The organism is Pseudonocardia sp. DxW (assembly GCF_058448985.1).
Genome location: NZ_JBZFLK010000001.1, coordinates 490968 through 515468, shown reverse-complemented (window position 1 = coordinate 515468; position 24501 = coordinate 490968). Strand labels below are relative to the sequence as shown.

Genomic DNA, 24501 nt, shown 5'->3' with positions numbered 1-24501 from the left:
GGCAGACGGCGCCCCACCGAATCGGTGGGGCGCCGTCGTGCGCTGCGTGGACCGCTCAGGCGTTGCCGTCGAACAGGCTGGTCACCGAGCCGTCCTCGAAGACCTGGTGGATCGCCTCGGCCAGCAGCGGCGCGATCGGCAGCACGGTCATCCGGTCGAAGCGCTTCTCGGCCGGGATCGGCAGCGAGTCGGTGAAGATCACCTCGTCGGCGCCGCAGTTGGCCAGGCGCTCGGTGGCCGGGCCGGACAGCACACCGTGCGTCGCGGCGACGACGACCTTGGTCGCGCCCTCGGCCAGCAGCACCTCGACCGCCTTCGCCACCGTGCCACCGGTGTCGATCATGTCGTCGATGACGACACAGCAGCGGCCCTCGATCTCACCGACCACCCGGTTCGCGACCGCCTCGTTCGGCTTGAGCGGGTCCCGGGTCTTGTGGATGAAGGCCAGCGGGGTGCCGCCGAGGGTGTCCGCCCAGCGCTCGGCCAGCCGCACCCGTCCGGAGTCGGGGGAGACGACCGCGAAGTTCTCCCCGGGCCGGGTGCTCTTGATGTGCTGGGCCAGCACCGGCAGCGCGAACAGGTGATCCACCGGGCCGTCGAAGAAGCCCTGGATCTGCGAGGTGTGCAGGTCCACGGTGAGGATCCGGTCCGCACCGGCGGTCTTGAACATGTCGGCGACCAGGCGGGCCGAGATGGGCTCGCGGCCGCGGTGCTTCTTGTCCTGGCGGGCGTAGCCCCAGAACGGCATGACAGCGGTGATCCGCTTGGCCGAGCCGCGCTTGAGCGCGTCGACCATGATCAGCTGCTCCATGATCGCGTCGTTGATCGGGGCGGCGTGCGCCTGGATCACGAATGCGTCGCTGCCGCGGACGGACTCCTCGAAGCGGCAGAAGATCTCGCCGTTGGCGAAGGAGTACGCCGACTGCGGTGTGACGGTGACGTCGAGCTCCTTGGCCACGTGCTCGGCCAGCTCGGGGTGCGCCCGTCCGGAGAAGAGCATCATGTTCTTCTTCGGGGTTCCTGCGATCGCGCTCACCGTGCGGTGCCTCCTCGGCTGAGGTCTCTGTTCTCGACGTCGCTGTTCTGAGCGGCGCTGTTCCGGGTGTCGCTGTCCTGGGCGGCGCTGCTGTCCTGCCGGGTCCCCGCCCGCTCGGCCGCCTCGGCGGCCGGTGTTCCCGGGCGCTTGCGGGGTACCCACCCCTCGATGGTGCGCTGTGTCCCGCCCGACACCGCGAGCGCCCCCGGCGGGACGTCCGAGCGCAGCACCGTCCCGGCGCCGGTGTAGGCGCCGTCCCCGACCGTGACCGGCGCGATGAACATGGTGTCCGAGCCGGTCCGCACGTGCGAGCCGATCGTCGTCCGCTGCTTGCGGACGCCGTCGTAGTTGACGAACACCGACGAGGCGCCGATGTTGCTCATCTCGCCGATCGAGGCGTCGCCGACGTAGGTCAGGTGCGGCACCTTGCTGCCGGCGCCGATGTCGGAGTTCTTCACCTCGACGAAGGTGCCGATCTTGCCGCGGGTCCCGAGCCGGGCGCCCGGCCGCAGGTAGGCGAACGGCCCGACGGAGGCGTCGGCGCCGATCTCGGCCTCCGAACCGTGCGTGCGGACGACGGTCGCGCCCGGCCCGACGACGCAGCCGGCGAGCGTGCTGTCCGGCCCGATCTCGGCGCCGTCGCCGATCGTGCAGGCGTCGTGCAGCTGCGTCCCCGGGTGCAGGACGACGTCGGTGCCGAGCCGCACCTGGACGTCCACCCAGGTGGTGGCCGGATCGACGACGGTGACGCCGTCGACCATCCAGCGCCGCAGCACCCGGCGGTTGAGCTCCGCGCGCAGCTCGGCGAGCTGCACCCGGTCGTTCACCCCGCGCAGCAGCCACTCGTCGGCGCAGCGGACGGCGTGCACCGTCCGGCCGGCCTGGACGGCGGCGCCGACCAGGTCAGTCAGGTACAGCTCCTGCTGCGAGTTGTGGGCGGCGAGCCCGCCGATCCCGGCACGCAGGAACTCCGCGTCGAAGGCGTAGACCCCGGAGTTGACCTCGGTGATCGCGCGCTGCCCCGCGGTGGCGTCGGCGTGCTCGACGATCGCGGTCACCGGCCGGGCCGGGTCGGCCTCGTCGCGCACGATCCGGCCGTAGCCGGTGGGATCGTCCGGGTCGCAGGTCAGCAGCGTGACCGCGGCGCCGGCCCGCTCGTGCTCGCCGACCAGCGCGGTGAGCGTCGCGGTGTCGAGCAGCGGGACGTCGCCGTAGGTGACCAGCACGGTCCCGCCCAGCCCGGGCGGCAGCGCGGCGAGTCCGGCGCGGACCGCGTCGCCGGTGCCGAGCCGGTTCTCCTGCACGGCGGCGGTGACGGTGCGGCCGAGCTCGCCGGCGATGCCGGTGACGGCCTCGGCGACCCGTTCCCGCTCGTGCCCGACGACGACCACCAGGTGCTCCGGGAGCACCCCGGCCACCGCGTGCAGCGCGTGTCCCAGCATGCTGCGGCCGCCGAGCCGGTGCAGCACCTTCGGCGTCGCCGAGCGCATCCGGGAGCCCGCCCCGGCAGCCAGGACCACGGCCGCGGCTGCGCCGGGTGCGGTCGGGTCGGTTCGGTCGCCGGTGCCGCCCTGGTGGGCATCGGGCATGTTCGGTTCCTCCTGCTGGGGTTCCCGCCGCCGGTCGGACGGCCCGTGCCCCGGCCGCGTCGCGGACGGTCGGTCGCTCGTGGTGCAACGGCCCCCCGTGCCGGTACGGCATCGTACGGGGCCGCTCCGCGCCGGTCCCGGCCCGTCGTTCCGGCACCCGGCCGGGTGGCCCGGCCGAAGATCAAACCTTCGGGTGGTAACCAGGTTGCGACGCCGTCGTTCAACCGGTCACGTGCCGGCCGCGGTGGCCGCCGCGGTGACGAGCGGGAGTGCGATGACGCGCGAGGTCGGGGGTCGCCGCGGGCGGTCCCGCACGATGACGGCCCTGGTCACGGTGCTGGTGCTGGTCCTGGGGGTGCTGCTCGGCGCACTCGCCGCGACGGCCTCGGCCGCTCCGGCTCCGGCGGCACCGGCGGCCCCCTCGGAGGGGCGCGGCGGGTCCGAGGGCCGGGCCGAGGGCACGCCGTGCAGCGCCCGGGCGCGCGCCTGCGTCGATCGGGCCGGTCGCACCGCGTGGCTCATCCGGGACGGCCGGATCGAGGCCGGGCCGGTCCGGGTCGCGCCCGGCGGTCAGGGCAAGGAGACCCCGCTCGGCACGTTCCAGGTGGAGTGGAAGAACCGCGACCACCGCAGCACCGAGTTCGACGGCGCCCCGATGCCGTTCGCGGTGTTCTTCGCCCCCGGCGGCATCGCCTTCCACGAGGGGAACCTGGACTCGCCGTCGGCCGGCTGCGTCCGGCTGGACCGGGCGAACGCCGAGCGCTGGTACGCCTCGCTACAGGTCGGCGACCGGGTCGAGGTGCGCTGAGGCGACCGCTCGACGCCCGGCCGGTGCCTTTCGGCGCGACAGGTGCCGGCCGAGGAGTCGCGCCCACCAGGATCGGGTTGACCGGTTGCGTACAACCGATTCCGATCCACCTGGAGGCACCATGCCCACCCGCAGCGCCCGCACCGCCTGGAACGGCACCCTCGAGCAGGGCTCGGGACAGGTCGAGCTCAGCAGCTCGAAGGTCGGCACCTACGAGGTCAGCTTCCCGAAGCGCGCCGCCGACGACGCCGGCGGCGTCACCTCGCCGGAGGAGCTGATCGCGGCCGCGCACTCGGCCTGCTACGCGATGCAGCTCTCGGCGAACATCGGCCAGGCCGGCGGGACCCCGGAGTCGCTGGACGTGTCCGCCGACGTCTCGCTCGGCCCGGACGAGGCGAACGGCGGCTTCCGGCTGACCGGCATCACGCTGACGGTCCGCGGCGAGGTCTCCGGCCTGGACGCGGACGGGTTCCGGGAGGCCGCGGAGGCCGCCAAGGCCGGCTGCCCGGTCTCGAAGGCGCTGGCCGGCGTCGAGATCACGCTGGACGCCGCGCTGGAGAGCTGACCGGCCCGCCCCGGAGTGGAGTGAACACAAGTTCATTCTCCTCGGGGGCGGTCGTGGTCGACGTCGTACCGGCGGTGGAGCTCGGTGCGCGGCACCGGCGGCTGCTCGTCGAGCTCTACCTGGGCGCGTTCGGCGAGGACTTCCGCTGGTTCGCCGCCGATCCGCGGCGGCTCGCGGACGCGTTCCAGCACATGCTGGTGCCCGAGCTCTTCCACGTCGCCGTCCTCGACGGCGAACCGGCCGGGCTCGCCGCCCGCACCGACAGCAGGGAGCAGACAGTGCGGCCGCGACTGTGGCCGCTGCTGCGCCGGATCGGCCCGATCCGCGGCGGGATCGGCGGGATCATGCTGCGCCGCGAGTTCTCCGGCAGCCTCGATCTGCCGCCCGGCACCGCGTCCCTGGAGTTCGTCGGTACCGCGGCGGTCCACCGTGGCCGCGGCGGCGCCACGGCGCTGCTCGAACACCTGATGCGGCACAGCGACTCACCGCGTTCGTGCTGGAGGACATCGCCGACGTCAACACCGCCGCGCTGAACCTCTACCGCAAGCTCGGCTTCGTCGAGTACCGGCGACGGCCGGTGCCGCACACCGCGCGCACCGAGGAGCGGATCCGCGCCGCCGCCGTCTCGCTGTTCGCCCGGCACGGCTTCGCCGCGACCGGCATCCGGGACGTCGCGCGCGCCGCCGGGATCAGCACCGGCCTGGTCTACCGGCACCACGCGTCCAAGGAGGACCTGTTCGACGCGCTGGTCGGCGAGGCCACGGACGGCCTCGACGCGGTCGTCGACCGGCTGCACGACGGCGACGTGCTGCAGGAGTTCACCCACGAGGTGGTCGCCGCGATCGCCGGCGACGACCGGTTCGCCGAGTTCCTGCTCCTGATGAACCAGGCGTTCGCGGTGCCCGGGCCGCCGCCCCGGACCGCCGAGCTGGCGCAGCGGCACCGGATCCTGCTCGACGTCCTGGCCGGGCCGGCGACCGGCGACGGGGACCCGCGACAGCGCGGCGTCACCTACCTCGCCGCGCTGTCCGGTCTGGCCGCGATGCGGATCGCGCTGGGCGACGCGCTGCCGGTGCCCGAGCCCGGACTGATCAGCGGCATCCTGCTGGGCCCGGGATCAGTGGCCGATCCGGCCATCTCCGTACCCCGAGAATGAACCTACGTGGTCCGGCCCATTGATTTGTACGTACCGGATCTGATTGCGGGCCGCTCGCCGGGATGGCCAGGATGGATTCCAGATCGGCTCGACCGGGCCGATTCCCGAAAGCGTGGACCGAGGTCCACGGATCCGAACCGAGAAAAGGAGTCCGCAGATGAGCGACTCGATCTCCCGGCACCTGGACACCGAGCACGCCGAGCTCCTCCCGGCCCGCACCCAGATGACCCTGCTGGGCGTCATCGGCGGGTCCGGTGGCGACGGCGGCTCCGGCGGCGACGGCGGCAGCTCGTCGGCGTCGGCCGACGGCGGCAGCGGCGGGAGCGGCACGAACGTGTCCGTGCTCAGCGGCTTCAGCGTCATCGGCGACGGCGGCAGCACCAACCAGCTGGCCGAGGGCGGCTTCGGCGGCGACGGCGGCAACGCCTCGTCCGACGGTGGCGACGGCGGCAGCGGCGGCGACGGCGGCTCCGGCGGCGACGCCGACTCCTGGGTCTTCCAGAACTGGCGCTGAGCCATCCCCGGAAATCGTTGCGAAACGATTTCCGGATAATCGGAGGGGCGGCCCATGGGTCGCCCCTCCGGTGCGTTCGAGGCAATTCCCGCACTTTTCCGACACCACCGGGACGAAGGCAGGCGATGCAGACCCTGGTTCTCGATCCGCCGACCCAGCTCGTCGCGGCGCCGTTCCGGCCGGCCGATGGGATCGAGCTCGTGGGTCCGTACCAAGGCTCGGGCTACACCGACCAGCGCTACGTCGTGGTGCGCGCGGACGGCCAGGTCGTCCAGCTCTCCGAACTGCTCTTCCTGATCGTCTCGGCGATCGACGGCCGCTCCGGCGCCGCGGAACTGGCCGAGCGGGTCGCCGCGGAGACCGGGGAGGACCTCACCGCCACCGACGTCGATGCGCTCGTCCGGGAGCGGCTGGTCCCGGCCGGGCTGGTCGAGACCGGCTCCGGCTCCGACAACGACGATCGGCCGGAACGCCTCGAGCAGCGGCCCGATCACCTGCTGATGCTGCGGTTCCGGCTGCCGGTGGTGCCGCCGTCGGTGACCTGGGTGATCGCCGGGATGTTCACCTGGCTGCACCGGCCGCCCGTCGTCGTCCCGGTGCTGGTCGCGGTGCTGGTGCTCGACCTGGTCGTGCTGTTCGGCGGCGGGATCGCCGGTGCGCTCGCCGGGGCGGGCGAGATGGTCGCGAACCCCGCGCTGGTGCTGGCGGTGCTCGGCCTGTTCCTGGCGACCGGGGCGTTCCACGAGGCCGGGCACGTGTCCGCCTGCCGCTACGGCGGCGCCCGGCCCGGCGCGATGGGGCTCGGCGTCTACCTGGTCTGGCCCGCCTTCTACAGCACCGTGACCGACAGCTACCGGCTGTCCCGGGCCGGGCGGCTGCGCACCGACCTGGGCGGGGTCTACTTCAACGCGATCGTGCTCGGCGGGCTCGCCGCGACCTGGCTGCTCACCGGCACCGACTGGCTGCTCGTGGTGCTGGCGCTGCTGCACCTGGAGACGGCCCGGCAGTTCCTGCCGATGATCCGGCTCGACGGCTACTACATCCTCAGCGACATCGTCGGCGTTCCGGACCTGTTCAGCTACCTCGGCCCGGTGCTGCGCAGCCGGCTGCCCGGTGCGACGCCGGACCCGAAGCTGACCCGGTTGCGGCCGGGGGTCCGCCGCACCGTCGAGCTGTGGGTGGCACTCGTCGTCCCGTTCCTGGTGGTGTTCCTCGGCGGGTTCCTGCTGGCCGCACCGGTCGTCGTGCCCGAGATGCTCGGCGGGGCGCGTGGCTTCCTCGGCGACGCCGCCGCCGGCGTGCGGGACGGGATCGCGGTCGAGGCGGTGCTCGGCACGGTCCGCGCCGCGCTGCTGGTGCTGCCGATCGTCGGCGGCGCGCTGCTGCTCGGGCTGGTGCTCTCGCTGCTCGGGGCGCCGTTGCTGCGCCGGCTCGTCGAGACCCGGGACGCCGGCGACCGGGCGCTGCCGACGCTCGCCGGCACCCTGCTGCCGGTGCTGCTCGTCGGTGCGCTCACGGCGGCCGGGGCATCGCAGCTGCCCGCGGTGGCCGCGTCGGCGGACCCGCTCGGGCTGGGTGAGCGGCAGACCGCGGCGCTGCTCGCGCTGACCGGGGCGTCCGGACCGGTCACCGGGGTGCTGCTCGGCGCGGTCACCGCGGTCCTGCTGTGGCCGATGGCGCGTCGGATCGGGTTGCCGGCGCCGATCGCCGGCCTGGCCGTCGTGCTGGCCGGGGCGGTGCCGCCGCTGGTCGTCGTGCACGCGGCGGGCGATCCGGCGGCCCCGGCCGCGTTCTGGCTGCTGGTCGCCGCGCTGCTCGCCGGCCGCGGCCCGGCCGCCGCCCGGGGTGCCTACCTGGCCTGCGCGGTCGCCGCGCTGACCTCGCCGGTCGCGGCGGTGGCGCTGGCGGCGTTCGTCGCGCACGCCGCGCACACCGGTCAGCTGGGTCCGCGGTTGCGCCCGGCCGGGCGGTGGACGCTGGTGGTCGTCGCGGGCACCGCGGCCGCGCTCGGTGGCGGGGTGCTCGCCGGCCGGGCCGGGGTCGTCCCGGAGCTGGGTGCGACGCAGCTCGCGCCGGTCGCCGCCGGTGCGGTGCTGGTGCTGCTGACCGTGCGCTTCCGGCGCCCGCTCGCCCCGCTCGGCACCGCCGCGGCGGTGCTGCTCGCCGCGTCGGCGTTCCCGGACACCCGGACGGCGGCGGTGCTGCTGCTCGGACCGGTGCTGGCGATGCTCGCCGCCGGACTGGCCGATCGGGTGCTGGACCGGGAACGGCCGGTGCGGGCCGGGGCGCTGCTCGGCGCAACGGTCGCGGTGCTCCTGGCGGCGTCCGGCCCGGTGGTGACGGCCGCGGCGATCAGCGCCGCCCCGCCCGCCCCGGCCGCGTCGGTGCCCGGCGCGCCAGGGTGAGTCGGGGGGTGAGTACAGCCACCGGGTTGAACCGAACCGTCCCCGGAAACGGACATACCGGTAGACGATCGCCGAGGACGGGAGGACCGCGTGGCCGGAGTGGCGCCGTCGTCCGACCGCCGGCACGACGCCGGCCCGGAGGTGCTGAGCACGCATCCGCCGCTGGTCGGGCGGGACGCGGAACTGGCCGTCCTGCAGCGGTTCCTGACCGACGGGCAACCGGGCGGTGTGCTGCTGACCGGGCCGCTCGGGGTGGGGCGGACCCGGCTGCTGCGTGAGGCCGTCCGCATCGCCCGCGATCTGGGGCGCCGCACGGTGCTGGTCACCGGGACCGGACCGGACGTCCCGCTGGGCCCCCTCGCGCACGCGGTACCGCCGGTGCCGGGGGATCCGGACCGGTTCGTCCTGCTGCAGCACGCGCTCGCCGCGCTGCGCGGGGACCGCCCGGTGATCGCGGTCGACGACGCGCACCGGCTCGACGACCTCACCCGCTCGGTGCTGGAGCAGCTGCTGCTCGCCGGGGACGCGACGGTCGTCGCGACCGAGCGCAGCGACCGCGCCCCGGTCGACCGGCTGCGCACCCTCGGCGACGACGTGCGCCCGGTCGCGGTCCGACCGCTCGCCGAGGCGGACACCGACCGGCTGCTGCACGGCATGCTCGGCGGCGACGTGGAGGCCCGCACCGCGCAGCGGTTGCGCGAGCTGGCCCAGGGCACCCCGCTGTTCCTGTGCGAGCTGGTGCGCGCGGGGTACGAGTCGGGCCGGCTCACCCGGGGCGCCGGTCCGTGGCGGTGGGACGGCCCGATGGAGCCGCCGCCGCGGCTCGGATCGTTCGTGCTGGCCGGTCTGGCGCCCGACGAGTGGGCCGCGCTGGAGCGGCTGGTGGCGGGCGGGCCGGGTGCCGGGCCGGGCGGTGCGGGGGAGCTGGTCCGCCGCGAGCTGGTGCGGACCGACCGCGCCGGGCGGGCCGCGGTGCCGCCGTTCGTGGCCGCGGTCGTCGCCGGGGCGGGGCGCGCCGAGCCGGACGTGCCCGCCACCCGGGAGCCGGGCGACGCCCCGGCCCCGGACCCGGTCGCGGCCGCGGTCGCGGCGAACCGCGAGCTGGCCCACGCCCGCGCCGAGCGGATCGCCCGGCAGGCACTCGCCGACGACCGGGACGGGAACGCGCATCTGGAACTGATCGAGTCGCTGCGCTGGCAGGACCGCGGGGCCGAGCTGCCGCCGCTGCTGGCGGAGGCCGGCCGGCGGGTGCGTACCGGTGACGGGCCGGCCCGGCTCGCGATGACCCGGGCGCTGCTCGCGCGGCGGGCCGGTGAGCCGGCGCTCGCGGCGGCCGAGGAGGCGCTCGCGGGGGAGCCGTCGGCGGGTGGGGTGGACGGATCGGGCCCGGGCGGTCCGGTGGCTCCGGCGGGCCTCGCGTCGTCAGCGGCCCCGGGGGACCGGATTTCCTCGGGGGACCGGCCCTGCCCGGGGGACCGGACTTCTCCGCGGGAACGGCCCGGCCCGGGGGAGCTGGTCGGCCCCCGGGACGCGCTCGCCGCGGAGGTCGCGGTGCTGGAGGCCGCCGCCCGGCTGGACGGCGTCGCGCTCGCCAGGGCCGCGTCGTCGCAGGTGGGGCAGCCCGACGGGTCGCCGGGTCCGGTGCCGGGCGACCCCGGTCCGGGGGTCGGGGCCGACCCGGATCCCGGGGACGCGCCCGCGCGGCGCGAGCCCGCAACCGTCGGGCAGGACCTGCCCGGCGGCCGCTGGGCCGCGCTCGCCGCGGCCGCCCGGGCCGGCCGGCTCGCCGCGGCGGGCCGTCCCGCCGAGGCGCTCGACACCGTCGCCGGGGTGCGGTCGGCTCCGGACCCGGACGGCCGCGCCGAGTCCGCACTCACCGGGCTGCTGCTGGTGGACGCGGAGCTGTCCGCGCTGCGCGTCGCCGGCCGCCCGGAGGATCTCCGGCGCGCCGCCGAGGACGCGCACCGCCACAATCTCGCCGCACCCGGCTGGGCCGGGGACGCCTGGATCGCCTGGCACCGTGGGCGCGCCGCACTGGTCCGGGGGGATCTCGACGCCGCGGGCCGGCATCTCGCCGAGGCGCGGGCCGGCACCGCCGACCGCGACCCGCTGGGGCTGGCGGCCGACTGCTCCGCGACGCTCGCGCTGGTGCACGTGCTCACCGGTGACCGGGACCGGGCCCGTGCGCTGCTCGACGGCCTGCCCGGGCGGGTGCCGCCGGCCGCGGCCGCCGCGGTCACCCGGGCCAGGGCCTGGCTGCAGGCCGCGGACAACTCCGGCGCCGCACCGGTCCGCGCGCTGCTCGCCGGGGCGCGGTCCGCGGCGTCCCGCGGCGACCTGGTCACCGAGGTCGTCCTGCTGCACGACGTGGCCCGGCTCGGCCGACCGGACCGGGTCGTCGACCGGCTCGCCGATCGCGCGGCCCGCGGCCGGTCCCCACTGCTGCAGCTGTTCGCCGCGCACGCGTCCGCGGCGGCCCGGGCCGGCCCGGGCGCGGGTGGCCGGCTCGACCGGGTGGCCGCCGATCTCGCGCTGGCCGGCGCCCGGCTGGAGGCCGCCGACGTCGCAGCCGCCGCGGCCGCCGCGCACCACCGGGCGGGGGAGCGTCGCCGCTCCGCGGCGTCGGCCGCCCGGGCCACCGAGCTGGCGGGCGGCTGCGGCGCGCGGACGCCCGCGCTGGACCGGTTGGTCCGGCCCCGGCTGACCGGCCGGGAACGGGAGATCGCCGAGCTCGCGGCCGATGGGGCGAGCAACGCCGAGGTGGCCCGCCGGCTGGTGCTGTCGGTGCGCACGGTGGAGACGCACCTCGCGCACGCCTACGCCAAGCTGGGGATCGAGGGCAGGACCGGGTTGATCGCGGCGCTGCCCGCACCGGACCGGCCGGACTGAGCGCGGCGGCGCGGGTCAGCGGTTCGCGATCCCGTCGAGCCGCAGCTCGGTCGACTCGTCGCGGTGCGGGCCGGTCGTCCCGACGTGGGTGTCGCTGATGGTGGTGCCGTTGCGGACGACGTGGGCCAGCGCCATCGCGTGCCCGCGACCGAGGTCGTGGTCGGCCTTCAGCCAGGCGACGATGTCCCCGGCCTTCGTCCCGGTGCCGAAGCCCCGCGCCGTCGCCTCGGCGACCAGCTCGGCCGGGATCTTCCCGGTCTTCTTCTCGATCGCGTCGAGGTACGCCTGGAACGACATGCGCCTGTCCGTTCTGTCGGGTCTGCTGTCCACCGTCCGACCGTGCGTCCGGCCGGGACTCATCGGTGACGGCTGTCTCAGCCGCCGAAGCGCCGCACGAACCGCTTCTGCCACGGGGTCTCGACGGCCCGCGGCGAGTAGTGCCGGCGCACGTGGCCGACGGCGTCGCGGGCCGGGACGCCGTCGAGGACGGCCAGGCAGGCGAGTGCGGTGCCGGTGCGCCCGGACCCGCCGGCGCAGGCGACCTCCACCCGTCCGGACCCGGCCCGGTCGAGCAGTTCGTGCAGGCCCGAGGTGAACGCGATTCGGTCGGCGGGGAGCAGGAAGTCCGGCCAGCGCACCCAGCGCGACGGCCAGGCGGTCGGTTCGGGTTCGCGGCCGGGCAGGTAGAGCCCGAAGTCGGGGACCGGCCCGTCGGGCAGCGGCCGGCGCAGTGCGCGGCCGCGGACCAACCGTCCGGACGGCAGGCGCAGCACGCCGGGCGCGTCCTCGGTCCAGGTGTCCGCCACGCCCGTCCCGCCTCCCCGCAACCCGTCGTCCCCGGACCAGCATCGCCCTCCCGAACAGCGCACGTCCACCCTCCCCGCCAACGGCGAGATCATGCGTTCGCACGGGGTCGTGGCGTTCGCACGGGGTCCGATCCCGTGCGAACGCGAGGAACCCGTGCGGATGCGGGGGGCGGGGCGGGGCGACGCTGCGGGGGCGTCTTGTGTGTCGGGGCCTTGCTCCGCCGCCAGGATTCGAACCTGGACCATCGGAACCAAAATCCGAGGTGCTGCCGTTACACCACGGCGGATCGCGCCGAGTCATGGTGACATGAACGATCAAACGCCTTCGCGGCGCATCTCATCCCCGGTCCGGTTTGCGAGGGTCCGTCCCCGGACAAACACCCACTATCGGGCGACGCCCCCCCCGGGCGTGCCGTCGGCGCGCCCGGTTGACAGACTGAGTTCTGTGCTGAAAACGGGGGGGTCCGGGCAGAGCGGCGTGGAGACCGGCGCGGCGGAGGCACCCGAAGCCGTGCTGACCTGCCGGCTGTGCGGTTCCACGGACCTGCGCAGCTTCTGCGACCTCGGCGCGACGCCGCCGTGCGAGCTGTTCCTCACGCCCGAGGCGGCGGGCCGGCCGGAGGTCACCTACCCGCTGCACGTCCGGGTGTGCGACGCCTGCCTGCTGGCCCAGCTCCCGCCGGAGATCACGCCGGAGGAGACGTTCTCCGAGTACGCCTACTTCTCGTCGTTCAGCTCGTCCTGGGTGGGGCACGCCCGCCGGTTCGTCGACACCGCCGCCGAGCGGATCGGCCTGGGACCGGACTCGTTCGTCGTCGAGGTCGCCAGCAACGACGGGTACCTGCTCCAGCACGTCGTCGGGAAGGGCATCCGCTGCCTCGGCGTGGAGCCCAGCGTGAACGTCGGCGAGGCGGCCCGGCAGAAGGGCGTCCCGACGCTCACCGCGTTCCTCACCCCGGAGACCGGCGCCCGGGTGCGCGCCGAGCACGGCCCGGCCGATCTGGTCTGCGGCAACAACGTGTTCGCGCACATCCCGGACGTCGTCGGCTTCGCGCAGGGCCTGCGCGCCATGGTCGCCGACGACGGCTGGGTCTCGATCGAGGTCCAGCACCTGCTCACGCTGGTCGAGCGCCGCCAATTCGACACGATCTACCACGAGCACTTCCAGTACTACACGCTGCTCACCGGGCAGCGGGCGCTCGCCGCGGGCGGGCTGACCCTGGTCGACGTCGAGCTGCTCGACACGCACGGCGGCTCGATCCGGATGTGGGCCCGGCCGGACGGCGCGGCCGGCGAGCCGGGCGAGCGGGTGCGCGAGGTGCTCGCCGCCGAGGCGGCGGCCGGCCTGCACAGCCCGGAGGGGCACGACGGGTTCGCCGAGGCCGTCTCCACCATCCGCGACGACCTGGTGTCGTTCCTGATCGACGCCCGCAGGCAGGGGAAGCGGGTCGTCGGCTACGGCGCCCCCGGCAAGGGCAACACCCTGCTCAACTACTGCGGGATCCGGCCCGACCTGCTCGAGTACACGGTGGACCGGAACCCGTACAAGCACGGCCGGCTGACGCCGGGGACCCGGATCCCGATCCACGATCCGGAACGGATCACCCGGGACCGTCCCGACTACGTGCTCGTCCTGCCCTGGAACCTGCGCGCCGAGCTCACCGAGCAGCTGGCACACGTGCACGACTGGGGTGGCCGGCTGGTGTTCCCGATCCCGTCGCTCGAGGTGGTCTGACGTGAAGGTCGTCCTGTTCTGCGGTGGTTACGGCATGCGGATGCGCGACGGCGCCTCCGATCTCCCGAAGCCGATGCATCCGGTCGGTCCCCGGCCGCTGATCTGGCACGTGATGCGCTACTACGCCCATTTCGGGCACAAGGACTTCACCCTGTGCCTGGGCTACGGCGCGCACCACATCAAGAACTACTTCCTGAACTACGACGAGACCGAGTCCAACGACTTCGTGCTGCACCACGGCGAGGTCGATCTGATGGGCAGCGACATCCAGGACTGGAACATCACGTTCGTGCACACCGGCCTGGACTCGCCGATCGGCGAGCGGCTGCGGCGGGTCCGCCATCTCGTGGAGGACGACGAGATGTTCCACGCCAACTATGCCGACGTCCTCACCGACGCGCCGCTGGACCGGATGGTCGAGCAGTTCCGCGGGACCGACGCGATCGGTCAGCTGATGGCCGTCCCGCCGCAGTCGGCGTTCCACTGCGTCGACGTGACCGACGACGGGAAGCTGGAGTCGATCACCACGCTGCAGGAGATGCCGCTCTGGGAGAACGGCGGCTACCTGATGTTCCGGCCCGGCGTCTTCGAGTATCTCGAGAAGGACTGTGACCTGATCGGCGACGTGTGTGCACCGCTGGCCCGCAAGGGCAGGATGGCGGCGTTCCGTCACCGGGGATTCTGGCAGCCCGCGGACACCGTGAAGGAGCGCAACGCTCTGGAGGCCGCCTACCAGGGCGGCGCCCGGCCGTGGATGCTGTGGGAGTCGCACGGGACCGATCGCGACCCGCTGCAGGCCGCGATCGTCGCGATGCACAGCAGCAGCCACCAGCGCGACTGACGCGCCGAGTTGCCGGAGGGACCGAGAGACCGTGCTGAACCTGCTGCCCGAGCGGCTGGACCGCATCCTGCTGCTGGGCGCGCACTGCGACGACATCGCGATCGGAGCGGGCGGCACGCTCCTCGAGCTGTGCCGCGCCTATCCGGGCGTGCACGTCACCGCGCTGGTCCTGACCGGTGCCGGGTCGCTGCGCGAGGAGGAGGAGCGGTCGGCGCTGGCCGCGTTCACGCCGGGCGCCGAGCTCGAGGTCACCGTCATGGACCTGCCGGACGGCCGGGTGCCGCAGCACTGGGAGCGCGCCAAGATGGCGCTCGAGGAGCTGCGCACCCGGGGTGAGCCCGACCTGGTCATCGGGCCGTCCCCGCACGACGCCCACCAGGACCACCGGACGCTCGCCCAGATGATCCCGACCGCCTACCGGGACCACCTGACGCTGGGCTACGAGATCCTCAAGTGGGAGGGCGACCTCGCCCAGCCCGGCGTCTACCTCCCGCTCGCCGAGCCGGTGCTGACCGAGAAGATCGTGAAGCTGGGCGAGCACTACGGTTCCCAGCAGGACCGTCCCTGGTTCGACGACGAGACCTTCCGCGGGCTAGCCCGGGTGCGCGGCGTGCAGTGCCACGCCCGCTACGCCGAGGCGTTCCACGTGCAGAAGCTCACCCTGTCCGTCGCACCGATCGCCGGATCCGAGCCCTCGCCCGGCTTCGGCGCCGCCTGACCTCGAACGACCACACTCTCGAAGGGATCACCATGCGGGTACTGCTCACCGGACATCAGGGCTACCTGGGAACGGTGATGGCACCGATCCTCGCCGCCGCCGGCCACGAGGTCACCGGGCTCGACTCGGGGCTGTTCGCCTCCTGCGTGCTGGGATCGCTGGACACCCCCGACGTCGACGGCTTCAGCACCGACCTGCGGGACGTCACCGTCGAGCAGCTGCAGGGCTTCGACGCCGTGGTGCACATGGCCGCACTGTCGAACGACCCGCTCGGCTCGATGGCACCGGAGATCACCTACGACATCAACCACCACGCCTCCACCCGGCTGGCGACGCTGTCGAAGGAGGCCGGCGTCGGGCGGTTCGTCTACGCCTCGACCTGCTCGGTGTACGGCGCGCAGTCCGGCGACGACCTGGTCGACGAGGACGCCCCGCTCAAGCCGGTCACCCCGTACGCGATCTCCAAGGTCCGGGTCGAAGACGATCTCGCCGAGCTGGCCTCCGGCGACTTCGTGCCGGTCTCGATGCGCAACGCCACCGCGTTCGGCTTCTCGCCGCGGCTGCGCGCCGACATCGTGCTGAACAACCTGGTCGGGCGCGCCGTGCTCACCGGCGAGGTCACCGTGCTCTCCGACGGCACCCCGTGGCGCCCGCTGGCGCACGCCGAGGACATCGCCGGTGCGGTCGTCGCCGCCCTGGAGGCCCCCGCGGACGTCGTCCGGGCGCGCGCCTACAACGTCGGCACCGAGAAGAACAACCGGACCGTCGCCGAGATCGCCCAGGCGGTCATCGACGCCGTCCCCGGCTCGACGCTGAACATCACCGGGGAGGCCGGCAACGACCCGCGCTCGTACCGGGTCGACTTCTCCCGGGCCCGCAAGGAGCTCGGCTTCGAGGCGGGCTGGACGATCCCGGCCGGTGCCGAGCAGCTCGCCACCGAGTACCAGGCCCGCGGCCTCACCCAGGACGCGTTCGACAACTCCTTCACCCGGCTCGCCGTGCTGAACGCGCGGCAGAAGGCGGGCGAGCTGGACGGGTCGATGCACGTCGTGAAGTAGCCGCCGGCCGCTCGTGGGTGGTTATCGTGGTTGCACCGCGACACCACCCACGAGCACCGGAGGCGCCGATGTGCCGCAACATCCGGACGCTGCACAATTTCGAGCCGCCCGCCGACACCGACGAGGTGCAGGCGGCGGCGCTGCAGTACGTCCGCAAGATCTCGGGCTCGGCGAAGCCGTCGCAGGCCAACGCCGAGGTGTTCGACCGGGCGGTGGCGGCGGTCGCCGAGGCGACCCGGGAGCTGCTGGACGGGCTGACCACGACGGCCCCGCCGAAGGACCGCGAGGTGGAGGCGGCGAGGGCCAGGGCCCGCGCGGAGCTGCGCTACGCCCGCTGACCGGACCGTGCGGGGGCGGCCGGGCGGCGGCGGTGTGCGCCGCCGCCCCGCGGCCCGCTGCGGTCAGGAGCGGGTGAGGGCGTCGGCGAACTCGTCCGCGTCGGGCGGGGCCAGGTCGGAGACGCGCAGGAAGTCGCCGAGCGTGGTGCCGGTCGCGCCGGAGTCCACGTTGCGCGGGCCGCGGCCGCGCCGGACGTCGTCGAGGGTTGATGGTCCGCAGGATCTCGCCGCGGGACGTGAAGTCCTCCAGCGGCAGCGGGTGCGGACGGGTGTCGGTGGTCTTCTCCCCGGCCGCAGCGGTGCGGTGCTTGGGGACCCATTCGTCGTAGTCGTACTGGTTCGACCCGTTCTTCACCGGTCGGTCGAAATAGTCGGTGTACATGCTCATCACGTTGTCGCCGACGACCGGGAACACCGGCGTCCAGTAGTTCACCAGCTGCTGCGGATGGCCGTACCACATGTCTCGGTGCGCCTTGTAGTTGTAGGAGACCCCGGCGGTCAGGAACTGGTCGGCCGGGATCACCCGCAACCGCGGGATGTCGGAGTAGGTGAGCTCGGGATCGACGCCGAGATCGGTCGCGAACTGCCGGCACAGCTCCTCGCGCGCTGCCCGTTGGTGAACTCGCGCTCCAGCGGCTCGACCCGGCGGACGAGCTCGTCGACGTCCATCTCGTACTGGGCGCACTCGGGGTCCAGGCCGTCGAACGCCTGCCGATCAGGTCCTTCGAGTGGTCGGCGTGCGTCGGCGCCACCGATGTCGGTGTAGAGGAAGAAGTCCCCGCCGAACAGCAGTTCGCGACGCTCGTCGTCGCCGATCGGCGGTCCAGGTAGACCGTGATCAACGGTGTTCTCCGTCCGTTCGGGAACCGGAATACCCGGCTGACGCCGTCGGACGTTAGCGCACCTGATCGGGTGTCGTTCTACGATGGAAGATAGTAGTGACACAGTGTCGTAATCGTCCCGATGTGCGACCGGCTCTGGACCTGTTCGCGATGCACATGATGAGCTGAGGCTCACCTACGGAAGGGGGCGGCGGCGTGACCGAAGCGGTGACCGACGAGCGTCCGGCGGTCCGGGTGGTGGCCCTGGAGCGGCTGTCGGAGACCTTCGTCCGGGCCGAGATCGAGGGCGAGGCGCTGGCCGGGATCGGTCTCGCCGGCGTGCCCGACGAGGCCTGCGTCTTCCACTTCCCGCTGCCCGGCGGCGGCCGCGACGATCTCGGCCGCTGGTACACGCTGCGCGCCGTCAGTCCCTGCCGCACGCGGGCCAGCATCGACCTCGTCTGCCATCCCGGTGGTGTCGGCGCGGGCTGGGCCCGGCGGGCCTGCGTCGGCGACGAGATCGGCGTCTCCCGCAGTCACAGCTGGTTCAAGCGCCCGGCCGACGCCGGCTGGCAGATCCTCGTCGGCGACGCGGCCGTCGTCCCGGCACTGGCCCGGGTGGTCGCGGAGACCCCGGCCGGGATCGACACCGAGGTGGTGCTGGAGGTCGACGAGATCCCGGCCGACTTCCCGTCCGGCGTGCGGGTGCGGCGGGTGCCGGCCTCGGAGCGGACCAGCCGGCTCGCCGACATCGTCGCGGGGCTGGAGCTGCCCGCGGGTCCCGGCTACGTCTACGTCGGCGGGGAGGCCGCGGCCACCCGCGCCGCCCGCAAGCACCTGCGGCACGAGCGCGGCCTGCCGTCGTCGGCCTACGGGGTGCTCGGCTACTGGCGCCGCGACGCCGACACCTTCCGCAGGCACTGGGCGGAGAACCAGGACCGCTACGAGCGGGCCTACGCCGCGGCCGAGGCCGCGGGCGGCGGCGACGAGGAGGCCATGCTCGACCTCTACGAGCAGAACCTGGAGCGCGACGGGTTGCTCTGACCCGGCCCGCGGGCCGGGCGTATCGTCGGGAGCCGGCGCCCCCGACCCGGATCGCACGTGACCCGGGCAGGGGTCTGTCCTGCGCACCGCCAGCCCACTCCCGATCGAGGAGCCAGCGCCGTCGTGGCCATCCTGTCCGGTCTGCTCACCTCCGCCCTGTCCGACGCCGGCCTGCGGGCCGCCGTCGATGCCGCCCGCGACGCCGACACCCGCACCACCGAGACACCCGCGGTGGGCGTCGAGGGTCCGGCGGCGCTGCGGCCGCTGCTCACCGCGGCCCTCGCCGGGTCGTCGACCGTGCTGGCCGTGACCGCCACCGACCGGGAGGCGGAGGACCTCGCGGCCGCGGTGTCCGACCTGCTCGGGCACGGCGAGGCGCTGGACGCCGCCGCCGACACCGTCACCGACAGCGCCGGCGCCCCGGTCGTCGTGCTGCCGTCGTGGGAGACGCTGCCGCACGAGAAGCTCTCGCCGCGGCCGGACACCGTCGCCCGGCGGCTGACGATCTTCCACCGGCTGGCGTCGGCGGCGACCGCGCCGCGGGTGGTCGTCACCGCGGCGCGCAGCCTGATCCAGCCGGTCGCCCCCGGGCTGGGTGCGCTCGAGCCGGTGACGCTCGCCCCGGGCGAGGAGCACGACTTCGAGCAGCTGCTGGAGCGGCTGGTCGAGCTGGCCTACACCCGCGCCGAGATGGTCACCGCGCGCGGTGAGTTCGCCGTGCGCGGCGGCCTGCTCGACGTCTTCCCGCCGACCGCCGAGCATCCCGTGCGCGTCGAGTTCTGGGGCGACGAGGTGTCCGAGCTGCGGGCGTTCTCGGTCGCCGACCAGCGCTCGGTCGGCGAGGTGGACCGGGTGGTCGTCCCGGCCTGCCGGGAGCTGCTGCTCACCGGGCCGGTCCGGGCGCGGGCCAGTGCGCTGGCCGCGGAGCAGCCCGAGACGGCCGGTCTGAACCGCAACCCGCTGCGCGAGCTGCTGGAGAAGCTGGCCGAGGGCATCGCCGGGGAGGGGATGGAGTCGCTGATCCCGGTCCTCGCAGGGTCCGAGATGCAGCCGCTCACCGACCTGTTCCCGGACGGCACCCGGGTGCTGGTCGCCGATCCGGAGCGGATCCGCACCCGCTGCGCCGACCTGGTGCGCACCGGGCAGGAGTTCCTGGAGGCCTCCTGGCTGGCGAGCGGCGCCGGCGGCGAGGCGCCGATCGACGTCTCCGGCTCCGCGTACCGGGATCTCACCACCACCCTCGAGCACGCCACCGCCACCGGGCGGCCGGTGGTGTCGCTGTCCCCGCTGCTGTCCGGCTCCGACGACGCGATCGTGCCCGCCGTGCACGAGCTCGAGCCCTACCGCGGCGACATCGACCGGGCGCTGACCGACCTGCGCGCGCACGTCGCCACCGGCGGCGCCGCGGTGCTGGTGCTCGCCGGCCAGGGCACCGCGGACCGCTCGATGGAGCAGCTGCGCGAGGCCGAGGTGCCCGCGGTGAAGGTCGACGCCCTGCCCGAGGCACCGGACAAGGGGATCGTCACGGTCACCTGCGGCCGGATGCTGAACGGCTTCACCGCGACCGACGTCGGCCTGGTGCTGGTGTCCGAGGCCGATCTCACCGGCAGCCGGGCCGGGCTGGACGCGGCGCCGCGCAAGACCACCCCGCGCCGGCGCAACGCCGTCGACCTGGCGGTGCTGCAGCCCGGCGACTACGTGGTGCACAACCAGCACGGCATCGGGCGCTTCGTGGAGATGAAGGAACGCACCGTCCAGGGCGCCACCCGTGAGTACCTGGTGCTGGAGTACGCGTCGTCGAAGCGGGGCCAGCCCGCGGACCGGCTGTTCGTGCCGACCGACGCGCTGGACGAGATCAGCCGCTACGTCGGCGGTGAGCAGCCCGCGGTGAACAAGCTGGGCGGTGCCGACTGGGCGAAGACCAAGGGCCGTGCGCGCAAGGCGGTCAAGGACATCGCCGCCGGGCTGGTGCAGCTCTACGCGGCGCGCCAGGCGTCCCCGGGGCACGCCTTCGGCGCGGACACCCCGTGGCAGCGGGAGCTGGAGGACGCCTTCCCCTACACCGAGACGCCCGACCAGCTGACCGCGATCGACGAGGTCAAGCGGGACATGGAGCGGCCGGTGCCGATGGACCGGGTGATCTCCGGCGACGTCGGTTTCGGCAAGACCGAGATCGCGGTGCGGGCGGCGTTCAAGGCGGTGCAGGACGGCAAGCAGGTCGCCGTGCTGGTGCCGACGACGCTGCTGGCCACCCAGCACCTGTCGACCTTCGCCGAGCGGATGCGTGCGTTCCCGGTGACCGTGCGCGGGCTGTCCCGGTTCACCGATCCGGCCGAGGCGAAGGAGACGATCGCGAAGCTCGCCGAGGGCGAGGTGGACGTTGTCGTCGGCACCCACCGGTTGTTGCAGACCGGGGTCCGCTACAAGGACCTCGGCCTGGTGGTCGTCGACGAGGAGCAGCGCTTCGGGGTCGAGCACAAGGAGCACATCACGGCGTTGCGGGCGCACGTCGACGTGCTCACGCTCTCCGCGACGCCGATCCCGCGGACCCTGGAGATGAGCCTCGCCGGGATCCGCGAGATGTCGGCGATCACCACCCCGCCCGAGGACCGGCACCCGACGCTGACCTACGTCGGCGCCTACGACGACAAGCAGGTCGCCGCCGCGGTCCGCCGCGAGCTGCTGCGCGACGGCCAGGTGTTCTACGTGCACAACCGGGTGTCCTCGATCGACCGGGCCGCCCGGCACGTGCAGAACCTGGTGCCCGAGGCCCGGGTCGCGGTGGCGCACGGCCAGATGCACGAGGACCTGCTGGAGCGCACCGTCAGCGCGTTCTGGCATCGCGAGTCCGACGTGCTGGTGTGCACCACGATCGTCGAGAACGGGCTGGACATCTCCAACGCCAACACGCTGATCGTCGAGCGCTCGGACACCCTCGGGCTGTCCCAGCTGCACCAGCTGCGCGGCCGGGTGGGCCGTGGCCGGGAGCGCGGCTACGCCTACTTCCTGTTCCCGCCCGAGCACCCGCTCACCGAGACCGCGCACGACCGGCTGGCGACCATCGCCCAGCACTCCGAGCTGGGCTCGGGCGCCGCGGTGGCGATGAAGGACCTGGAGATCCGGGGCGCCGGGAACATCCTGGGCGCCGAGCAGAGCGGGCACATCGCCGGCGTCGGCTTCGATCTCTACATCCGGCTGGTCGGAGAGGCGGTCGCCGCGTTCCGCAGGCAGGCGGGCGGCGAGGCCGGGGAGATCGAGGATGACCTGCCCGAGGTCCGGGTCGATCTCCCGGTCGACGCGCACGTGCCGCACGACTACGTCGACGGCGAGCGGCTGCGGCTGGAGGTCTACCGCAAGATCGCCGAGGCGCCGGACGACGCCGCGCTGGGCGCGATCGTGGAGGAGCTGACCGACCGCTACGGCGAGCCGCCGACCCCGGTGCGCAACCTGCTGGAGGTGGCCCGGTTCCGGCAGCTGTGCCGCAGGCTCGGCGTCCGCGAGGTCGCCTCGGCCGGGACGCAGCTGCGGATCGGCCCGGTGCAGCTGCCGGACTCGGCGCAGCTGCGGCTGCGCCGGCTCTACCCGAAGGCCCAGTACAAGGCGGCGGCGCAGGTCGTCACGGTGCCGAAGCCGGTGCAGGGCGGGCGGATCGGCGGGGCGCCGGTGCGCGACGTCGAGCTGCTCGGCTGGTGCGCGGAGCTGCTGGCGCAGATCGTGCCGTCGTCGACGCCGGTGCACTCGACCGGCGGCTGAGGCTCAGGCGTCGGCGGGCTCGTCCTTCAGGTACAGGTACCAGTAGGCGAGCGCGACGAACACGACGCCGCCGACGAGATTGCCGACGGTCGCGATCGACAGGTTGACGGTCACGTCGGACCAGGTCAGCCCGGGGACACCGGCGAACATCGCGGCCGGCAGGAAGAACATGTTGGCGACCACGTGGTCGAAGCCCATCGCCACGAACGCCATGATCGGGAAGAAGATTCCGAGGATCTTCCCGGTAATCCGGTCGGAGGCGAGCGAGAGCCAGATCGCCAGGCAGACCAGCCAGTTGCAGGCCACCGCGCGCAGGAACACCTCCCAGGCGCCGGCCGAGCCGCCCTTGGACTCGGTGATCCCGACCAGCCGCTCGTAGGCGAGCAGCTCCAGGCTGCCCGCCGGCGATCCGGCGTCACCGACGACCCCGGCCTGCACGGCGAAGAAGTACGCGACGAACACCGCGCCGGCGAGGTTCCCGACCAGCACGATCGCCAGGTTCTTCAGCACCGCCGCGGACCGCAGCCTGCGGCGCAGCACGGCCAGCGGGAGCAGCATCATGTTGCCGGTGAGCAGATCGGCGCCGCCGATCACGACGAGTACCAGGCCGAGCGTGAACGCGCCGCCGAGGAACAGGGTCGGCAGGGTCCCCCAGAGCCCGGGGTCCATCCCGGAGGAGACGCTGATCGCGACGAGCGCGCCGAAGGCGATGTAGGCGCCGGCGAGGAACGAGCCGACGACGACGGAGTCCCAGTGTCGGCTCGCCTTCGCGACGCCCTGCTCCACCGCGGCGGGTGCGATCTCGGCGGGTGTCCGGTCGGGCACGGTGTCTCCTCCTGGCGGTGCGGACCGCATGCCGGGTAGACGGTGACGGTTCGTCCGAAACGCCGTGTTCGTCACGTATCGGCCGGGCGTCCGCGTGACGAGATGTTCGGCACCCGGGGGCCGGACCGGGCTAACGGGACGGCCGGAGACGCGACACCCTCTCCGTGATGTTCCGGACCTCGCAGGCGGAGGAGGCTGCGACCACGCGGTTCCTGGACCGCCGGGGCCGCCGGTAGGCGGTGTCCGCGCGGGCCGTCGTCGGGATCCTGGCGGCCGGGCTCGCGCCGTTCGCCGGGCCGCCCGGCCGGGGTGGGCCGGGCCGTCCCGGCGGTGGTCACGCCTGCACCTGGCGGTCGCGCTCGGCGCGGTGGCGCTGCGCACCGTCGCGGCGGAGACCACCGCGGCGGCCGCCGCCGTGACCCGGGAGGAGATCGCGCAGCGGGTGCACGGCGACCGGGAGCGGCGCTACGTGGCCCGTCGGGCCGGGGTGCTGCCGCTGCTGCGCGGCCTGCGGGACGGCTCGCTGGCCCCCGGCGACCCGGACGTGCGGCACCGCGCCGCCGTCGAGCCGGCCCGGCTGCGCCGGCTGTTCGCCGCCGGTGACGACGGCGGCGAGCTCGCCGGCGAGCTGGAGGCACTGGTCGAGCGGGCCGAGCGGCGCGGCCTCGTCGTGCGGTTCGCCGCCGCGGCGCCCGGGCCCGAGCCGCCCGCGCAGGTGCGCCGGACGCTGGTCGGCCACGCCGGTGCGATGCTGGCCGCCGCGACCGGCACCGCCCGGGTGGCCCTGCACGCCGACGACGGCGGGCTCGTGCTCGCCGTCGTCGCCGAGCTCGGTCCGGGCCGCGGCCCGCACCCGGTGACGGGTCCGGGATCCGCACCGAGCTCCTGGAGCACGAGGGACGCACCTGGTTGGAGGTCAGATGGCAGCAGCGGTCAACGCGGTGATCGTCGACGACCATCCGGCGATCGTGGAGGGCGTGAGCGGCTGGTGTGCCGCCGCCGACCCGCCGATCACCGTGCTGGCGGCCGGGCCCGGGCCGGAGATCGCGTCGACCGGCCCCGGCGCCGCCGCCGACGTCGTCGTCCTGGACCTGTTCCTGGGCGGCCCGGTGCCGGACCTGGCGGTGCTGCGCGGCCTGGTCGAGGCCGGCCGCAACGTCGTCGTCTACTCCCAGGACGAGACCCCGGAGACCGTGCTCGGCTGCGTCGATCTCGGCGCGTCGAGCTACCTGGCCAAGTCCGAGGGTGCCGGGCACCTGGTCGCCGCGGTGCACGCCGCGGCCCGCGGCGCGTCGTACACCGGGCGGATGCTCGGGGGTGTGCTCGCCGACGACCGCCGCCCGGAGCGGCCGGTGCTGTCGGTCCGGGAGCGGCAGGTGCTCCTGGCCTGGTTCGAGTCCGAGTCGAAGACCCTCGTCGCGCACCGGCTGCACCTGTCGGTGAAGACCGTCGACACCTACATCGCGCGGGTCCGGGCCAAGTACGCCGACGCCGGCCGGCCCGCCCCGTCGAAGGCCGCGCTGGTGGCCAGGGCCCTGCAGGACGGCCTGGTGGAGCTCGGCGAGCTGTGACCGGCGCCGCCAGCCGCCGGAGACCGCCG

Annotated in this window: 21 protein-coding genes and 1 tRNA gene; 15 read left to right on the top strand and 7 right to left on the bottom strand. The window is 74.3% G+C overall.

What is annotated here, in order from left to right:
- Positions 1–55 precede the first annotated feature (55 nt).
- Complete coding sequence (locus ACVJO7_RS02580) at positions 56–1036, bottom strand: ribose-phosphate diphosphokinase (RefSeq protein ID WP_491671521.1); 981 nt, start codon at positions 1034–1036, stop codon at positions 56–58.
- A complete protein-coding gene (gene glmU, locus ACVJO7_RS02575; protein WP_491671520.1) occupies positions 1033–2625 on the bottom strand; it encodes a bifunctional UDP-N-acetylglucosamine diphosphorylase/glucosamine-1-phosphate N-acetyltransferase GlmU in 1593 nt (530 codons plus the stop codon). The genes ACVJO7_RS02580 and glmU overlap by 4 nt, the downstream gene beginning before the upstream one ends.
- 316 nt (positions 2626–2941) lie before the next feature.
- Between glmU and ACVJO7_RS02570 the strand changes: the two genes are divergently transcribed.
- The 7 genes from ACVJO7_RS02570 to ACVJO7_RS02540 all read left to right on the top strand — a co-directional run bounded on the left by ACVJO7_RS02570 (position 2942) and on the right by ACVJO7_RS02540 (position 10962).
- The gene (locus ACVJO7_RS02570; RefSeq protein WP_491671519.1) at positions 2942–3433 is read left to right on the top strand and encodes a L,D-transpeptidase; all 492 of its coding nucleotides are present in this window, start codon (positions 2942–2944) and stop codon (positions 3431–3433) included.
- 121 nt (positions 3434–3554) lie between these two features.
- Entirely contained in the window at positions 3555–3998 is a 444-nt protein-coding gene (locus tag ACVJO7_RS02565; protein WP_491671518.1) for an OsmC family protein, read from the top strand.
- Between the two features lie 20 nt (positions 3999–4018).
- On the top strand, positions 4019–4531 hold the full coding sequence (locus ACVJO7_RS02560; protein WP_491671517.1) for a GNAT family N-acetyltransferase: 513 nt from the start codon (positions 4019–4021) through the stop codon (positions 4529–4531).
- Positions 4492–5154 (top strand): TetR/AcrR family transcriptional regulator, encoded by a 663-nt coding sequence (locus tag ACVJO7_RS02555; protein ID WP_491671516.1) that lies wholly within the window; start codon positions 4492–4494, stop codon positions 5152–5154. The genes ACVJO7_RS02560 and ACVJO7_RS02555 overlap by 40 nt, the downstream gene beginning before the upstream one ends.
- A 157-nt stretch (positions 5155–5311) precedes the next feature.
- Positions 5312–5668 (top strand): hypothetical protein, encoded by a 357-nt coding sequence (locus ACVJO7_RS02550; RefSeq protein WP_491671515.1) that lies wholly within the window; start codon positions 5312–5314, stop codon positions 5666–5668.
- Positions 5669–5793: 125 nt separating this feature from the next.
- Complete coding sequence (locus tag ACVJO7_RS02545; protein WP_491671514.1) at positions 5794–8073, top strand: hypothetical protein; 2280 nt, start codon at positions 5794–5796, stop codon at positions 8071–8073.
- Positions 8074–8163: 90 nt separating this feature from the next.
- On the top strand, positions 8164–10962 hold the full coding sequence (locus ACVJO7_RS02540; RefSeq protein ID WP_491671513.1) for a helix-turn-helix transcriptional regulator: 2799 nt from the start codon (positions 8164–8166) through the stop codon (positions 10960–10962).
- 15 nt (positions 10963–10977) lie between these two features.
- On the opposite strand, the gene ACVJO7_RS02535 is transcribed toward ACVJO7_RS02540, so the two are convergent.
- The 3 genes from ACVJO7_RS02535 to ACVJO7_RS02525 form a co-directional block, all read right to left on the bottom strand.
- The gene (locus ACVJO7_RS02535) at positions 10978–11259 is read right to left on the bottom strand and encodes a DUF4287 domain-containing protein (RefSeq protein ID WP_491671512.1); all 282 of its coding nucleotides are present in this window, start codon (positions 11257–11259) and stop codon (positions 10978–10980) included.
- A gap of 77 nt (positions 11260–11336) precedes the next feature.
- Positions 11337–11768 (bottom strand): protein-tyrosine phosphatase family protein, encoded by a 432-nt coding sequence (locus ACVJO7_RS02530; protein ID WP_491671511.1) that lies wholly within the window; start codon positions 11766–11768, stop codon positions 11337–11339.
- A gap of 216 nt (positions 11769–11984) precedes the next feature.
- Positions 11985–12055 (bottom strand) — tRNA-Gln (locus ACVJO7_RS02525).
- 224 nt (positions 12056–12279) lie between these two features.
- Between ACVJO7_RS02525 and ACVJO7_RS02520 the strand changes: the two genes are divergently transcribed.
- The 7 genes from ACVJO7_RS02520 (at position 12280) to mfd (ending at position 22076) form a co-directional block, all read left to right on the top strand.
- The gene (locus tag ACVJO7_RS02520) at positions 12280–13503 is read left to right on the top strand and encodes a methyltransferase domain-containing protein (RefSeq protein ID WP_491671575.1); all 1224 of its coding nucleotides are present in this window, start codon (positions 12280–12282) and stop codon (positions 13501–13503) included.
- 1 nt (position 13504) lies between these two features.
- Complete coding sequence (locus ACVJO7_RS02515) at positions 13505–14344, top strand: sugar phosphate nucleotidyltransferase (RefSeq protein ID WP_491671510.1); 840 nt, start codon at positions 13505–13507, stop codon at positions 14342–14344.
- A gap of 31 nt (positions 14345–14375) precedes the next feature.
- Positions 14376–15062, top strand: a complete 687-nt coding sequence (locus ACVJO7_RS02510) for a PIG-L deacetylase family protein (protein WP_344026689.1) — start codon at positions 14376–14378, stop codon at positions 15060–15062.
- Positions 15063–15094: 32 nt separating this feature from the next.
- The gene (locus ACVJO7_RS02505; RefSeq protein WP_344026687.1) at positions 15095–16120 is read left to right on the top strand and encodes an NAD-dependent epimerase/dehydratase family protein; all 1026 of its coding nucleotides are present in this window, start codon (positions 15095–15097) and stop codon (positions 16118–16120) included.
- 68 nt (positions 16121–16188) lie between these two features.
- Positions 16189–16458: a DUF2277 domain-containing protein gene (locus ACVJO7_RS02500; protein WP_491671509.1), complete on the top strand. Its 270-nt coding sequence runs from the start codon at positions 16189–16191 to the stop codon at positions 16456–16458.
- Positions 16459–17495: 1037 nt separating this feature from the next.
- Positions 17496–18323 carry a siderophore-interacting protein gene (locus ACVJO7_RS02495; RefSeq protein WP_491671508.1) on the top strand — a complete coding sequence of 276 codons (828 nt, stop codon included), beginning with the start codon at positions 17496–17498 and terminating at the stop codon, positions 18321–18323.
- Between the two features lie 123 nt (positions 18324–18446).
- On the top strand, positions 18447–22076 hold the full coding sequence (gene mfd / locus ACVJO7_RS02490; RefSeq protein WP_491671507.1) for a transcription-repair coupling factor: 3630 nt from the start codon (positions 18447–18449) through the stop codon (positions 22074–22076).
- A 3-nt stretch (positions 22077–22079) separates the two neighbouring features.
- Here mfd and ACVJO7_RS02485 read toward each other — a convergent pair whose 3' ends face one another.
- Positions 22080–22901, bottom strand: a complete 822-nt coding sequence (locus ACVJO7_RS02485) for a formate/nitrite transporter family protein (protein ID WP_491671506.1) — start codon at positions 22899–22901, stop codon at positions 22080–22082.
- 334 nt (positions 22902–23235) lie between these two features.
- Complete coding sequence (locus ACVJO7_RS02480; protein ID WP_491671505.1) at positions 23236–23754, bottom strand: hypothetical protein; 519 nt, start codon at positions 23752–23754, stop codon at positions 23236–23238.
- Positions 23755–23821: 67 nt separating this feature from the next.
- Here ACVJO7_RS02480 and ACVJO7_RS02475 point away from each other — a divergent pair, with 67 nt between their 5' ends.
- Positions 23822–24472: a response regulator gene (locus ACVJO7_RS02475; protein ID WP_491671504.1), complete on the top strand. Its 651-nt coding sequence runs from the start codon at positions 23822–23824 to the stop codon at positions 24470–24472.
- Positions 24473–24501: the final 29 nt, after the last annotated feature.

Coding starts and splice junctions, on each gene's coding strand:
- ACVJO7_RS02550 (WP_491671515.1), top strand. CDS start 5,312: ATGAGCGACTCGATCTCCCGGCACCTGGACACCGAGCACGCCGAGCTC.
- ACVJO7_RS02500 (WP_491671509.1), top strand. CDS start 16,189: ATGTGCCGCAACATCCGGACGCTGCACAATTTCGAGCCGCCCGCCGAC.
- ACVJO7_RS02505 (WP_344026687.1), top strand. CDS start 15,095: ATGCGGGTACTGCTCACCGGACATCAGGGCTACCTGGGAACGGTGATG.
- ACVJO7_RS02535 (WP_491671512.1), bottom strand. CDS start 11,259: ATGTCGTTCCAGGCGTACCTCGACGCGATCGAGAAGAAGACCGGGAAG.
- ACVJO7_RS02545 (WP_491671514.1), top strand. CDS start 5,794: ATGCAGACCCTGGTTCTCGATCCGCCGACCCAGCTCGTCGCGGCGCCG.
- ACVJO7_RS02570 (WP_491671519.1), top strand. CDS start 2,942: ATGACGGCCCTGGTCACGGTGCTGGTGCTGGTCCTGGGGGTGCTGCTC.
- ACVJO7_RS02565 (WP_491671518.1), top strand. CDS start 3,555: ATGCCCACCCGCAGCGCCCGCACCGCCTGGAACGGCACCCTCGAGCAG.
- glmU (WP_491671520.1), bottom strand. CDS start 2,625: ATGCCCGATGCCCACCAGGGCGGCACCGGCGACCGAACCGACCCGACC.
- ACVJO7_RS02475 (WP_491671504.1), top strand. CDS start 23,822: ATGGCAGCAGCGGTCAACGCGGTGATCGTCGACGACCATCCGGCGATC.